The organism is Stenotrophomonas sp. YJH_SMC_130 (assembly GCF_059369035.1).
In genome coordinates this window covers 24,404-37,796 of sequence record NZ_JCAFSH010000009.1, presented here as the reverse complement: position 1 = coordinate 37,796, position 13,393 = coordinate 24,404, and the positions used below count along the sequence as shown (strand labels likewise).

Sequence of the window (13,393 nt, the reverse complement as noted above, 5' to 3'; positions counted from 1 at the left end):
CGCCGAGTCCGCGCTCGGCTGATTCTCTGAGCCGAGCATGGGCTCGGCTCTACAGGTGCGGGGCGGTCGTACCCCGCGTCTGATCAGAACGCCCAGGTGAACGTCAGTGAGCCATTGCGGCCATCGCCGTACGCACCGAAACCGGTGATCTGCGAGTAGTACTTCTTGTCCAGCAGATTGTTGAGGTTGGCCTGCACGCTCCATTCCGGCGACAGGCGGTAACGCACGAAGGCGCTGACCAGGGCGTAGCCGCTCTGTTCGATGCGGCCGTAAGCCGGCACCGCGTAGTAGATGCGGTTCTGCCAGTTGGCGCCGCCGCCGACGGTCAGTGCCTGCAGCGACTGCGGGGTGTAGCTGGTGAACAGTTTCAGCGCGGTCTGCGGCAGGTTGGTGTTGATGTCGGCGCCGTTGATGTCCTTGGCCACGTAGCGCGAAGCACCGAAGGTAGCGTTCCAGCCGGGCGTCAGTTCGCCGTTCACTTCGAACTCGAAGCCACGGCTGACGGTGCCGCGCGCGGCCACGTAGGCCGTTTCGCCGCCGGTGCCGCCGATGACCGGCTCGCCGGTGGACTGGCCGACGTTGTCCTGCTCGATGCGGAACACCGCCACCGAGGCATTCAGTCGGTTGTCGAACCAGGCACCCTTCACGCCCACTTCGTAGCTCTTGCCGTCCACCGGGTCCAGGTAGCTGCCGTTGCGGTCCTTCAGCATCTGCGGCTGGAAGATCTCGGTGTACGAGGCATAGGTGGAGTAAGTGTCGTTGATGTCGAACACCAGGCCCGCATACGGGGTGGTGACTTTGTGCGAACGGTCGGCGCCTTCGCCTTCGCTCTTCCAGTCGGTGTAGCGCGCGCCCACGATCAACTTCAGCGGATCAGCCAGCGACAGGCGTGCTGCAGCATAGGCGGCCTTCTGGGTGATGGTGCCTTCGCTGGCCAGGGCCAGCGGATTCCAGTTCGGTTCGCTGATGTTGCCGTTCCAGTTCAGGTAGCTGGAGAAGGGGTCCCAGGCGAGGCCGGCGCCGCCGATCTGGTAGTCGCCGTAGTTGGCGTACTCGCGCTTGTTGTAGCTCAGGCCGCCCATCACTTCGTGCTTCAGGCCAAACAGCTCGAACGCGCCACTGAAGTAGCCGTCCACCGCATTGACCTTGCGTTCGGTGTTGTAGAAGCCGGCCGACGGCGAAATGCCGGCACCGGTGTTCTTGTCGAAGAACGAAGCGCCGGTGACCCAGTCGTTGTAGGCCGGGTAGAACAGCTTGTCGTCGGCCTTGGTTTCGTCGTGGGTGGCGCCGATGCGGACTTTCCAGTCATCGTTGAAGGCGTGTTCCAACGTGGCGAACGCGCGCTTGCTGGTGGTGTCCCAGTAGGTGCAGCTCGGGTTCGGATTGAACGATTCGTCGTAGCCGGTGCTGGTTCCATCGGAGAACAGCATCGGGAAACCACCCCAGGTGGCGCCGTTGGCGCGCTTCTGCTGGTAGTCGTAGCCCACGCTCAGCTGGGTGTCCGGGGTCAGGTCGGCGTCGATGACGGCGTAGCCCAGCGTCTTGTGCTGGTTGTAGCGGTCCATCTGCGCGTCGGTGTCTAGGTAGCTGCCGATCACGCGGGCGCGCACCGAACCGCTCTTGTTCAGCGGGGTGGTCACGTCCACGGTGCTGCGGGTGCGGCCCCAGCTGCCGACGTTCACCGAGACGCTGCCGGTCAGTTCGGCGCTGTCGGCGTGCTTGCGCACCAGGTTCACCGACGCCGACGGGTTGCCGGCACCGGTCAGCAGGCCGGTGGCGCCACGCACCACTTCCACGCGGTCATACAGCGCCAGGTCCAGGCCGGAATCGCCGTAGCTCCAGTTCTGCACCATCTGCGTCGGCAGGCCATCGAACTGGTAGCTATCGATGTAGAAGCCACGCGAATAGAACTCAGTGCGCTCGCTGTCGGACTGGGTGCTGCTGACGCCGGTGGTGTTGGCCAGCACGTCGATGATGTCGTCCAGGTTCTGATCTTCGATGCGCTGGTGGCTGATGATGCTGAGCGACTGCGGGATCTCGCGCGGCGCCAGGTCGAAGCGGGTACCGGCCGAGGTGCGGCGCACCGAATAGCCTTCGGCGCGTTCGCCCTTGACCACCACTTTGTCGAGCGTGGTCGGGTCGGCGGCGGTGTCGGCGAAGGCGGCCGGGGCCACGGCGCAGAGTGCAGCGAGCACGGCAACGGACAGCCGTTGCGGCTGCGGGATACGGAAGGCGGAACGGTTCATGGGGGTCCTGGACGAGCACGCGCGCTCGGCCAGCATCCAGAAGGCGAGGCGCTACGGGTGGGAAACGGGCGGGCAGGCCGTCCTGGCACCACCGGAAACGAAAGAAATGGTAATACGAACTATTCCTATTTACAAACCATGAGCGCGGAAGGCGCTCACGCAGGACTCGACGCAGCACATGGCGTTCAGCGCAGCAGCGGCAGTGGATCGCGGGCACCGTCGGTGCCGTAGACGCCCCAGTGCAGGTGCGGCGGCGTGCCCTTGGCGTTGCCGCTGTCGCCGACGTGGCCGAGAAGGTCGCCGGCCTGGACCACCTGGCCGCGCGCCAGGCCCTCGGCCCAGTCGTCCAGATGGGCGTAGTAGTAGCGCTCGCGCCCGGGCCCGATCACCCACACCTGGCGGCCACCGAGGCCGCGGTCGCTGACATCCACGACGACGCCGGCGGTGGCACTGCGCACCGGGGTGCCGCGCCTGGCGAAGATGTCGATGCCGGCGTGGGAACGGTCACGGCCGCGCGGAGCGCCGAACGTATCGGCGATCTGGCGGGGCCGCACGCCTTCCACCGGCACCGGAAGCTCGGTGGCCGGAGGCATCCGCGAGAGTGTCCACAGCAGTTTCGGTGCAGCAGCCCATGGGCTGTTCCACAGCGCCATCGCGGCAACGATCGCGATGACCAGCCACAGGCCGCGCAGCAGCCAGCGGCGCAGGCGACGGGCGGGGGAGGGCGGTGTGTTCATGGTCTCCGACTGTAGCGCCGAGCCATGCTCGGCGGCTGTTGCTTTGCGGTCAAGGCGCAGTCGAGCATGGCTCAGCGCTACAGAACCGGGGCCAGCGGCACTTTGAAACTGCGCTTCAACGTTCCCAGTGCCACCGAGGTGCGGAAGCGCTCGATGTTGTCATCGCCACCGAACAGGCGCTCGGTGATCGCTTCGTACTCCTCCATCGACGCGGCCGAAAGCAGCAGCAGGAAATCGCCATCGCCGGTGATCGAGTAGCACTGCTGCACCGCCGGGTCGTCCTGCACGCGGCGCTTGAACGGCGCCACGCGTTCACGCAGCTCGCTGACCACGCGCACCTCGACGATGATGGTCAGCGGCCGGCCGATCTTTGCGGCATCGATCACCGCCACATTGGCCGCGATCACGCCGCTGTCCTGCAGGCGCTTGATGCGGCGCTGCACGGCCGGGGTGGACAGGTGCACGGCCTCGGCGATCTCGCGCTGCGGCAGGGTGTTGTCCCGCTGCAGCAGGTCGAGGATGGCGCGGTCGAAGCTGTCGAGCGCGGGGGCGGTGGCCATGGCGAGCAGAAGTTGCACGAACGGGCTGTCAATTGAGCCAAGTGCTCGGCGCCGGCGCAATAGACTTTGCCCATGCAGACCTCACGACTTGCGCCGATGTTGCCGGCGCTGGCGGTGCTCGGCTCGGTCACCTCGCTGGCCATCGGCACTTCCTACGCCAAACACCTGTTCCCGCTGATCGGCGCACAGGGCACCAGTGCGCTGCGCGTGGGCTTCTCGGCACTGTTGCTGCTGATGTTCTGGCGGCCATGGCGCTGGAAGACCCGCCGCGTGGACGCGATCACCATCCTGCGCTACGGGCTCACCCTGGGCCTGATGAACCTGCTGTTCTACATGGCGCTGCGCACGATTCCCTTCGGCATCGCGGTGGCCATCGAGTTCACCGGGCCGCTGACGGTAGCGATGCTGTCATCACGACGCCCCATCGACTTCGTCTGGGTGGGCTGCGCGGCGGTGGGGCTGTTGCTGCTGCTGCCGATCGGCGGTGGACCGGCGCTGGATCCGGCCGGCGTGCTGTATGCCATGGGCGCAGCGGCGTGCTGGGGCCTGTACATCGTGTTCGGCAAGCGTGCCGGCCACCTGCACGCCGGGCATTCGGTGTCGCTGGGGCTGCTGGCGGCATCGCTGGTGGTGGTGCCGGTGGGCGTGGTGCATGCCGGCACCGCGCTGCTCGATCCGAAGATCCTGGCAGCCGGCCTGCTGGTGGCGCTGGTGTCCAGTGCGATCCCGATGTCGCTGGAGATGATGGCGCTCAAGCGCCTGCCAAAGGAAACCTTCGGCATCCTGATCAGCATGGAGCCGGCGGTGGCCGCGCTGTGGGCGATGCTGCTGCTGCACGAGCACCTGCATGGATTGCAGTGGCTGGCGATCGGCTGCACGGTGCTCGCCTCGGTGGGCAGCACGATGACGGCGCGGGGGTTGAAGGCGTCGGCCACCGCCTGAAAAAAGGGGACGGAGGGGATTAAGTCGTTCATGCCCTGATTTAGGGGGCGCCAGGCGGCGGCCGGCGCGAAGCGTGCGGACCAACGGTCCGCACCTACCAGGGGGGCGGTTCAGCGCAGGGCGTCGGCCGGGACGTCGATCTGCATCGCCAGGGCGAGGTGATCGGAGAACGCGGCCGGTATGGCTTCCACGGTGCGGGTCTGCAGGCCACTGCTGACCAGGATGTGGTCGATGGCGCGGTCGGGGCGCCAGCTGGGGAAGGTCGGCACGATGCAGCCGGGCGGCTGCAGCCGGGTCTTCTGGTACAGCACCTGCATTTCCGGGCGTTCTGCCAGGCAGTTGAAGTCGCCCATCAGCACCGCGTTGGGATGGTCGGACAGCAGTTCGGCGATGAAGCCCAGCTGCGACATCCGCGATCCCGCGCCCAATGACAGATGCGCCACCGCCACCGCCAGGCCGTCGGTACCGTCGCCGAACTTGGCCAGCAGCACGCCGCGCCCGCCGATGCGGCCGGGCAGGGCGTGGTCCTGCACTTCCACCGGTTCGAGCTTGCTCAGCAGGCCATTGGCGCTGGAGGCGACCCCGCCCATGCGCCGGTTTGGCTGGTGGCTCCAGTAGTTGAAGCCGGCGCGCTGGGCCAGGTAATGGGTCTGGTTGGTGAAGCCCGAGCGCAGGCTGCCCGGGTCGGCCTCCTGCAGGCCGACGATGTCATGTTCGCGCGCCAAGGTGGCGATCGCGTCCAGGCTGCTGCGCTTGCGACCCGCCGGCAGCGCATGTGACCAGCTGCGGGTCACATAGTCGCTGTAACGGCGGGTACTTGAGCCGGCCTGGATGTTGGCCGTCAGCAAGCGCAGGGTCCGTGTACGGGGGGAATTCACGGCCGGGAAATGCTTCTCTTGGATCAGTGAGCCTGGGCCGCACCGCGTTCGCGGGCGATCAGGTGATCGGCGATGCGCAGCATGTCCGGGAAGCTCTTGCCCTTCACCAGGTACTTGCCGTTGACGATGATCGACGGGGTGCCGCTGATCTGGCTGCGCTGGGCGAACTGCTTGGCCGAGTTGGTCTTGGCATTCACCGCGAAGCTGCCCATGGTGGCCGCGAACTGCTTCGGATCGACGCCGTAGGCGGCGTAGAACTTGGCGATGTCTTCCACCGAGTCACGGCCGCGCTCGCCCTTCAGGGTCTTCTGCGAGTGGATGGCGGCGTACAGCGCTTCGTGGGTCTTCTCCTGCACGCCCAGGGTCTGCGCGGCGTAGAAGGCACGCGCGTAGTCATCCCAGGTGCCGCCGAACATGGCCGGCACGTAGACGAAGTTCACGTCGCTGGGCAGGCCAGCCTTCCACGGGCCGACCAGCGGCTGGAACGCGGCGCAGGCCGGGCAGACGTAGCCGAAGATCTCGGTCACTTCGATCTTGCCGGCGGCCGGCTGGAACGGCTGGCCGTTCGGGATCACCTGGTAGTCGGCACCTTCCACCGGAGCCGGGCCGGTCAGTGCGGCGGTGGTCGGGGCCGGTGCGGCGGCCGGCGCCGCTTCGGCCGGGGCCTTCTCGCCTTCAGCGGCAGCCGGCGCGGCGCCTTCGCTGCCCGCTGCCGGCGCAGCAGCCGGTTCGGTGCTGGCTGCCGGGGTGGCTGCCGGTTCGGCCGGGGCTGCGGTGGTGTTGGTGCTGCCGTCGTCGGCCTTGCAGGCGGCCAGGATCGGCAGCAGCGCTGCGAGGGCGAGGGCGTAACGGATCTTCATGGAAACGTCTCCAGCATCTGGAAAGGTGGGGCCGGCGGCAGGCGCCGGCCAAGGGGAAATGATGACATGCGGCGGCGGCGACGCCGTGTCGGTGGTGGGTGTTGGTTCAGCGGCCGCGGGCGGCGCGCGCCTGCGCGATCAGCGCCGAGGCAATGCGCAGCTGGTCGTCGAAGCTGTTGCCGCGCACCAGGTACTGGCCGTTGATGATGATGGCCGGGGTGCCCGGAATCTTGGTGCGCTGGGCGAACGCGCGCGCGGCGTCGACCTTCTTCTGCACGGCATCGCCGCGCAGGGCCTGGATGTAGCGGTCCGGCGTCACGCCGTAGGCCTTGTAGAAGGTGGCGAGCTCATCGGCCGAGACGTTCTGCATCGGCAGCGACCCCTGCTCGTGCAGGGCCTTGAACACGGCGGCATGGCTGCGCTTGGCCACGCCGACTTCGTCGGCGGCGTAGTAGGCCAGGGCCCAGGCATCCCAGGCACCGCCGAAGGCCGCCGGGACCGGGGTGAAGCGCACGTCGGCCGGCAGCTTGGCCGCCCAGGCTTCCAGCTGCGGTTCGAAATGGGCGCAGTGCGGGCAGGTGTAGCCGAAGACTTCGACCACCTCGATCTTGCCGGCCAGCGGCTGGAACGGGCCCGGCTGGGCGATGCGCTCGTAGTCTTTGCCCTCGACCAGCGGGACATTGGCGGGGGGGGCGGCGCAGGCTGCCAGCGGCAGCAGCACCAGCAAGGACAACAGCAGGCGGGAAATCAACCTCATCGACACGCATCTCCGTTGAAAAAAGCAACGCCGGCGCAGCCGCCGGCGTGAAGGAAACATACCGCAGCCGTGGGCCGGCGTCGCGGCCCGGGCCGACCAGTGGTGGTCAGGGGGCGGCAGCCGGTTGTGTTGGCGTGGCCGTGGTGGCCACATCGTCGGCCTTGTTGTGCAGGCCCTGCAGGTAGCTCGACAGCGCCTGCACCTCCTGCTCGCTGAGCTTCTGCGCGACCGTGGCCATGATCTGGAAGTGCGCCTTGTCGGTCTCGTTGGTCTGGCCGGCCTGGTACTCCTGCAGGCGGCGCGCGACATAGCTGGCGTGCTGGCCACCGAGATGCGGATAGGCCGGGCCGGGATTGCCGGCACCGCTGGGGCCATGGCAGGCCATGCAGGCCGGCAGGCCACGCTTGGCATCGCCGCCGCGGTACAGCTGCTGGCCGATCTCGTAGAACTTCATGCCCTTGTAGGGGCCCTCGGTGACCGCCGTGTCATCGGCGATGCCGGCGTTGGCATTCTGCGTGGCGAAGTAGGCGCCGATATCACGCATGTCCTGCGGGGTGAGGTTCTGCACGAACGGCACCATCGCCACTGCCGCGCCGGAACTGCGCTGGCCATTGGCGATCAGGGCCATCTGCTGGGCCACGTAGCGCTCGCTCTGGCCGGCAATGGACGGATACATCTCCACCGTGGAATTGCCGTCGACGCCATGACAGGCCGCGCAGGCCGAGGCCTTGGCCTGGCCGGCCTTGGCATCGCCCCAGTGGGTCTTGCTGAAATCCACCTCCAGCGAGGCGGTGTTGATCGGCCCATTGTCGGGCAGCGGGGTCAACGTGGTCTGCGCGAACGCAGCAGCGGCAACGACTACAGCAGTGGCAAGGGCGGATACGGCAAGAACGCGAGCGTGGCGCATGCTGAAGCTCCGTATGGACCGGGCCGGGCGGTGGCCGCCGGCATCGTTCGGATTATCAACGCCGTTTCCGCGCACGGTCAACGCAGCAGTGCAGCAAAATGCCCGCAAAGGCCGCCGGCACGGGCGCGCGGCGCCGCAACATGCGATCCTAGGCACATGTCATTGCTCATCGAACGCGCCCGTTACCACCTTTCGGCCCACAACGTGCGGCAGCTGCCGCCCGACGAAGGGGCCGAAGTGGCCTTCGCCGGCCGCTCCAACGCCGGCAAGTCCAGTGCGCTCAACGCGCTGACCCGCCAGAACGCCCTGGCGCGTGTCTCCAAGACCCCCGGCCGTACCCAGCAGCTGGTGTTCTTCCAGGTCACCCCGGAGGCGCATCTGGTCGACCTGCCCGGTTACGGCTACGCCAAGGTGCCGCTGGACCTGCAGGCGCACTGGCAGGCCTTCATCGACAAGTACTTCCGCACCCGCGAGGCCCTGAAGGGGCTGGTGGTGGTGATGGACATCCGTCATCCGCTGAAGGACTACGACCGGCAGATGCTGTCCTATGCCGTGCAGCGCGGCCTGCCGGCGCACGCCCTGCTGACCAAGGCCGACAAGCTCAGCCGCAGCCAGCAGATGCAGTCCCTGCAGAAGGTGCGCAAGGAGCTGCAATCGGCCTACGGTGACAGCGTCAGCGTGCAGGTGTTCTCCGGCGAAGACCGTACCGGCGTGGACGAAGCCCGCGCCGTGATCGGCGGCTGGCTGGGGCTGGAATAAGGCCTTCCCTGCCTTCCTGTAGAGCCGAGCCTATGCTCGGCTGTGGAATCCCGGCACGCTGCGCGTGGTAGCCGAGCATGGGCTCGGCGCTACACGAGGTCATTTCAACGGCGAATACTCCGCCGGCACCCAAGCGTAGGCCTGGCCTTCGCTGCGGACGTGGCCCAGGCCGGGGAACGGCAGGTGCGCACCGGCCACCCACCAGCCGTTGGCGGTGGCCTGCTGCAGCAGCCCGCGACGGCTGGCGATGGCCGCCTTGCGGTCCGAATCGGCCTCGAACGCGGCCTCCGGGTGCGCGAACTGCACCGCATGGAAGTGCAGCACGTCGCCCCACACCAGCAGTGACTGGCCCTGGCTGTCGAACCGGTAGGAGACGTGGCCGGGGGTGTGGCCATGGGTGTCCATCGCCACCGCGCCGCCGGGCAGGGCATCGCCGGGGTTGAACGTGCGCAGGTGGCCACTGGCCTGGTACGGCGCCACCGCGTTGCGCGCCAGCGGGAAGGCGAAGCGCACACCCTTCGGCGCAGAAGCCTCGCTGGCCGGGTTGAGCCAGTAGTCGGCATCGGCCCTGGACAGCCACACCGTGGCATTCGGGTAGGCCGGCTTGCCCTGCGCATCGAGCACCCCGCACAGGTGGTCCGGATGGGCGTGGGTCAGCAGCACCTCGTCCACCTCGGCCGGGTCCACGCCGGAGGCGCGCAGGTTGCCCAGCACCTGGCCCAGGCCGGGGCCGAAGCACTGCGCGGTGCCGGTATCGACCAGGGTCAGGTGGTTGCCCTGGCGCACCAGGAAGGCGTTGATCGCGGTCTGCAGGCCCTTCTTGTCTTCGGGCACGTAGCGGCCTTCCAACAGGCGGCTGACCAGTGTCGGCGGCACGTCGACCACTTCCTGCCGGCCCAGCGCGACCACGCCGTCGAACAGGGCGGTGACCTGCAGCGCACCGACGCGCTGGTGGTAGACGCCGGGCACCTGCTGGGTGGGCGCGGGCGAGGTGGCTTCGGCCAGCGCGGCCAGTGGCAGGGCGGACAGGGCAAGCAGCAGGGCGGTGCGCAGGGGCAGGTAACGCAGGGTCATGGCGGTTCTCGGTGGATGACGGGTGGTTCCGTTGGCTTAGCGTGCCGTGGCCGGCGTGTGCGCGGCGCTCAAACCACTACGTGGAATGCTCAGGGAAGGGTGGGGCAGGGCTGCGCCCTGCACCCGCAGAGGCAACAGCAACAGTAACAGCGGGCTATCCGTGGGATGGCGGGGCGGGTCCGGTTGCGGGGGACGCCGTAAATACGTCCCTGTAGGCTCGGTCGCGCCATCCATGGCGCTCACGCCCCCGCAACCGGACCCACCCCGCCTTCGACAGTTTTCCGCGAACTGTTGGAGATGCTCTTGGGGTCAGATCCGTTTTCCGCAGGAAAACGGATCTGACCCCAGAGTTTCATTCGATATCTGACAGATGTGTCGACCAAGGTCGACACCTACCAACAGCCGAGTGAACCTGTCGAAGGTGGGGCGGTGTCGGAGTGCGGGGTGTCAGCCGCATGGATGCGGCTGCCAAGCCTACAGGGACGTACTTGCGGCGTCCCCGCACTCCGGCACCGCCCTGCCATCCCACGGATAGCCCGGTGTTGCTGTTGCTTCGGCCGTTGCCGTTGCCTCTGCAGGTGCAGGGCTGCAAGCCCTGCCGAACCCCCTCAAATGTCTGTGGGAGCCAGCCCGTACTGCTCGGCAAAGCGTTTGCTGAAGCTGGCCGCAGACCGGTAGCCCGCGCGTGCGGCTACGGTCTTCAGCGGCAGGTCGGTGGTGTAGAGCAACTGCATGCCATGCGCCAGCCGGGCCTCGGTGAGCAGCTGGCGCAGGCTGGTGTCCTCGGCGGCGAGCCGACGGCGCAGGGTCGCGCCGCTCAGCGCGAACAGCGCTTCCACATCACGCGATTGCCAGTCGCGAGCCGGCTCGGCGGCGATGCGGTCGCGGATCTGTTCGCCCAGACTCGGCGCCTGCGGCAGCAGCAGGTTGCCGTGGCCCTGCCGGCACAGGGTCAGTACCAACGAGGCCAGGGCCAGCCGCGCTTCGCTGTAACGGCCGTCCTGCAGCGATTGCCGCCACTGGCGCAGCACCACGCCATGATCGATCAACGGCAGTCGCGCCATCGCATGACCGGCGGCGGGAAGCTCCCCGCTCCACAGCGTACGTGCGGCCGCCAGCACTTCGGCACACAGCGGCACGATGGCGCTGAGGTAGCGCCCACTGCGTGGGTCGGGGGTGTTGACCACATCGATGCGGCAGCGCTGGGTCAGCAGCAGGATGTCGCCGGGGATGAACTCCAGCGACTGGTGCGCGGTACGCACCTGCTTGCGGCCTTCCAGCAGGATCGCGAACTGTGGTTGTGGAATCTCCACCGAGCTGGCGCCATGTTCGCGCCGAGCGGTGATGCACGCATAACCTTCGGCGCGTGCGCAGCCGGCCAGGCTGGCCATCTCGGCCAGCAGTGCGGTGGCCGGTGGCAGCATGGCGGTCATGACACGTGGGCACCGAACAGGCGACCGACGCCGGCCGCCGCGGCCATCGCCAATGCGCCCCAGAACATCACCCGGATCGCGCCGCGAACCGGCGGTGCGCCGCCGGCCCTGGCCGCCACTGCGCCGGTCAGGCACAGGCCGAGCAGGGTACTGGCCGTGGTCATCAGTGCGACCCTGTCGACCGGCGCGAGCAGGGCGGTCAGCACCGGGAGCGCCGCGCCGCAGGTGAACGCACCGGCCGAGGCCAGCGCTGCCTGCAGCGGGCGGGCGCGCAGGGTATCGGTGATGCCCAGTTCGTCGCGGGCGTGGGCACCCAGCGCATCATGGGCGGTGAGCTGTTCGGCCACCTGCCGTGCCAGCGCAGGCTCCAGGCCGCGGTGGCGGTAGATCGAAGCCAGCTCCTCCAGCTCGCTGTGCGGATTTTCGCGCAGCTCGCGCCTTTCCATTGCCAGGTCTGCGTCCTCGGTGTCGGCCTGGGTCTGTACCGAGACGTACTCGCCGGCGGCCATCGACATCGCGCCGGCCACGGTGCCGGCCACGCCGGTGGCGAGGATGGTGGTAGCGGAGGCGCCGCCGGCGGCCACGCCCACCACCAGGCCGGCCACCGAGACGATGCCATCATTGGCGCCCAGCACGGCGGCACGCAGCCAGCCGACGCGCTCGGAGCGGTGCAGTTCGGGGTGTCGTGAATGGCGGCTCATGACGTTGAGTGTACGAGGGTCAAGAGGGCGTCGGTAGGATGCTGAAACCCGTCACCGTCGCATGACGCAACGAGGTGCCACGCTATAGTGCGCCCTTGCGATGGAAGGCCGCGAGCCCCACATCCCCCGCCACCGTCCAGCGAGCCTTCCCCTTGTCGAGCCCCAGCCACGTCGCCGATACCCCCATTACCGACCGCTCGCAGCTGGTGGAGGTGATCGCCTCCGGCGAGAAGCCCCGCGCGCAGTGGCGCATCGGCACCGAGCACGAGAAGTTCGGGTTCCGCCTGGATGACCTGCGCCCGCCGACCTTCGAGGGGGAGCGCGGCATCGAAGCACTGCTCAACGGCCTGGTCCGCTTCGGCTGGGAGCCGGTACAGGAGAATGGCCGCACCATCGCCCTGCTGCGCGATGGGGCCTCGGTGACGCTGGAACCGGCCGGCCAGCTGGAGCTGTCCGGTGCGGCGCTGGAGACCATCCACCAGACCTGCGTGGAGACCGGCACCCACCTCAACGAAGTGGCGCAGGTGGCCGGCGAACTGCAGCTGGGCTTCCTCGGCATGGGCTTCCAGCCGAAGTGGAAGCGCGATGAAATGCCGTGGATGCCGAAGGGCCGCTACAAGATCATGCGTTCGTACATGCCCAAGGTCGGTTCGCTGGGCCTGGACATGATGACCCGCACCTGCACGGTGCAGGTGAACCTGGACTACGCCACCGAAGCGGACATGGTGAAGAAGTTCCGCGTGTCGCTGGCGCTGCAGCCGATCGCCACCGCGCTGTTCGCCGATTCGCCGTTCACCGAAGGCAAGCCGAACGGCTACCTGAGCTATCGCTCGCACATCTGGACCGACACCGACGCCGACCGCACCGGCATGCTCGACTTCGTGTTCGAGGATGGATTCGGCTACGAGCGCTATGTCGATTACCTGCTCGACGTGCCGATGTACTTCTCCTATCGCGACGGCACCTACCACGACGCCAGCGGGCAGAGTTTCCGCGACTTCATGCAGGGCAAGCTGCCGGTGCTGCCGGGCGCGTTGCCGACCCTGCGCGACTGGTCGGACCACATGACCACCGCGTTCCCGGAAGTGCGCCTGAAGAAGTACCTGGAAATGCGCGGCGCCGATGGTGGCCCGTGGAGCCGCCTGTGTGCGCTGCCGGCGTTCTGGGTGGGCCTGCTGTACGACGACACGGCGCTGGACGCTGCCTGGGACCTGGTGCGTGACTTCACCCTGGCCGAGCGCCATGCGCTGCGTGACGGCGTGCCGAAGCATGCAATGAACCTGCCGTTCCGCAACGGCACGGTGCGCGACCTGGCCCGGGAAGCGGTCAGGATTTCCGTGGAAGGCCTCAAGCGCCGTGCGGCGCGCAATGCCGATGGCCAGGACGAGAGCAAGTTCCTGGACGTGCTGCAGGAGATCGTCGAATCCGGCCTGACCCCGGCCGAGCGCAAGCTGGCGCTGTTCCATGGCCGCTGGCATGGTGACGTCGATCCGGTGTTCCGCGAGTTCGCGTACTGACCGTCATGCGGGGTTGCCGGCC

At 68.0% G+C, this 13,393-nt stretch carries 13 protein-coding genes; 3 read left to right on the top strand and 10 right to left on the bottom strand.

Going from position 1 to position 13,393, the window contains the following annotated elements; genetic code table 11:
* Window positions 1-83: 83 nt before the first annotated feature.
* The 3 genes from fhuE to AC5P5V_RS12295 form a co-directional block, all read right to left on the bottom strand.
* Window positions 84-2,246 carry a ferric-rhodotorulic acid/ferric-coprogen receptor FhuE gene (fhuE, locus tag AC5P5V_RS12305; protein ID WP_495215893.1) on the bottom strand — a complete coding sequence of 721 codons (2,163 nt, stop codon included), beginning with the start codon at window positions 2,244-2,246 and terminating at the stop codon, window positions 84-86.
* A gap of 185 nt (window positions 2,247-2,431) precedes the next feature.
* Window positions 2,432-2,983 carry a M23 family metallopeptidase gene (locus tag AC5P5V_RS12300; protein ID WP_231352293.1) on the bottom strand — a complete coding sequence of 184 codons (552 nt, stop codon included), beginning with the start codon at window positions 2,981-2,983 and terminating at the stop codon, window positions 2,432-2,434.
* A 77-nt stretch (window positions 2,984-3,060) separates the two neighbouring features.
* Complete coding sequence (locus tag AC5P5V_RS12295; RefSeq protein WP_134969194.1) at window positions 3,061-3,543, bottom strand: Lrp/AsnC family transcriptional regulator; 483 nt, start codon at window positions 3,541-3,543, stop codon at window positions 3,061-3,063.
* 72 nt (window positions 3,544-3,615) lie between these two features.
* Here AC5P5V_RS12295 and AC5P5V_RS12290 point away from each other — a divergent pair, with 72 nt between their 5' ends.
* Window positions 3,616-4,485: an EamA family transporter gene (locus AC5P5V_RS12290; protein ID WP_134969193.1), complete on the top strand. Its 870-nt coding sequence runs from the start codon at window positions 3,616-3,618 to the stop codon at window positions 4,483-4,485.
* A 110-nt stretch (window positions 4,486-4,595) separates the two neighbouring features.
* Here the strand turns inward: AC5P5V_RS12290 and AC5P5V_RS12285 are convergent, their stop codons facing one another.
* The 4 genes from AC5P5V_RS12285 to AC5P5V_RS12270 form a co-directional block, all read right to left on the bottom strand.
* On the bottom strand, window positions 4,596-5,333 hold the full coding sequence (locus AC5P5V_RS12285; RefSeq protein ID WP_172412138.1) for an endonuclease/exonuclease/phosphatase family protein: 738 nt from the start codon (window positions 5,331-5,333) through the stop codon (window positions 4,596-4,598).
* Window positions 5,334-5,386: 53 nt separating this feature from the next.
* Window positions 5,387-6,223: a thiol:disulfide interchange protein DsbA/DsbL gene (locus tag AC5P5V_RS12280; protein WP_061479608.1), complete on the bottom strand. Its 837-nt coding sequence runs from the start codon at window positions 6,221-6,223 to the stop codon at window positions 5,387-5,389.
* Window positions 6,224-6,329: 106 nt separating this feature from the next.
* The gene (locus AC5P5V_RS12275; protein ID WP_134969192.1) at window positions 6,330-6,980 is read right to left on the bottom strand and encodes a thiol:disulfide interchange protein DsbA/DsbL; all 651 of its coding nucleotides are present in this window, start codon (window positions 6,978-6,980) and stop codon (window positions 6,330-6,332) included.
* A gap of 106 nt (window positions 6,981-7,086) precedes the next feature.
* Window positions 7,087-7,887, bottom strand: a complete 801-nt coding sequence (locus tag AC5P5V_RS12270) for a c-type cytochrome (RefSeq protein ID WP_134969191.1) — start codon at window positions 7,885-7,887, stop codon at window positions 7,087-7,089.
* 156 nt (window positions 7,888-8,043) lie between these two features.
* On the opposite strand from AC5P5V_RS12270, the gene yihA reads away from it, so the two are divergent.
* The gene (gene yihA / locus AC5P5V_RS12265; RefSeq protein ID WP_049414655.1) at window positions 8,044-8,646 is read left to right on the top strand and encodes a ribosome biogenesis GTP-binding protein YihA/YsxC; all 603 of its coding nucleotides are present in this window, start codon (window positions 8,044-8,046) and stop codon (window positions 8,644-8,646) included.
* A gap of 99 nt (window positions 8,647-8,745) precedes the next feature.
* Here the strand turns inward: yihA and AC5P5V_RS12260 are convergent, their stop codons facing one another.
* The 3 genes from AC5P5V_RS12260 to AC5P5V_RS12250 all read right to left on the bottom strand — a co-directional run bounded on the left by AC5P5V_RS12260 (window position 8,746) and on the right by AC5P5V_RS12250 (window position 11,854).
* Window positions 8,746-9,720, bottom strand: a complete 975-nt coding sequence (locus AC5P5V_RS12260) for an MBL fold metallo-hydrolase (protein ID WP_134969190.1) — start codon at window positions 9,718-9,720, stop codon at window positions 8,746-8,748.
* Between the two features lie 608 nt (window positions 9,721-10,328).
* Window positions 10,329-11,153, bottom strand: coding sequence for a helix-turn-helix transcriptional regulator (locus AC5P5V_RS12255; RefSeq protein ID WP_061479605.1), 825 nt, complete (start codon window positions 11,151-11,153; stop codon window positions 10,329-10,331).
* On the bottom strand, window positions 11,150-11,854 hold the full coding sequence (locus tag AC5P5V_RS12250) for a VIT1/CCC1 transporter family protein (protein WP_088497520.1): 705 nt from the start codon (window positions 11,852-11,854) through the stop codon (window positions 11,150-11,152). Before AC5P5V_RS12250 ends, AC5P5V_RS12255 begins: the two co-directional genes overlap by 4 nt.
* 152 nt (window positions 11,855-12,006) lie before the next feature.
* Here AC5P5V_RS12250 and AC5P5V_RS12245 point away from each other — a divergent pair, with 152 nt between their 5' ends.
* Complete coding sequence (locus AC5P5V_RS12245; protein ID WP_061479603.1) at window positions 12,007-13,371, top strand: glutamate--cysteine ligase; 1,365 nt, start codon at window positions 12,007-12,009, stop codon at window positions 13,369-13,371.
* Window positions 13,372-13,393 lie beyond the last annotated feature (22 nt).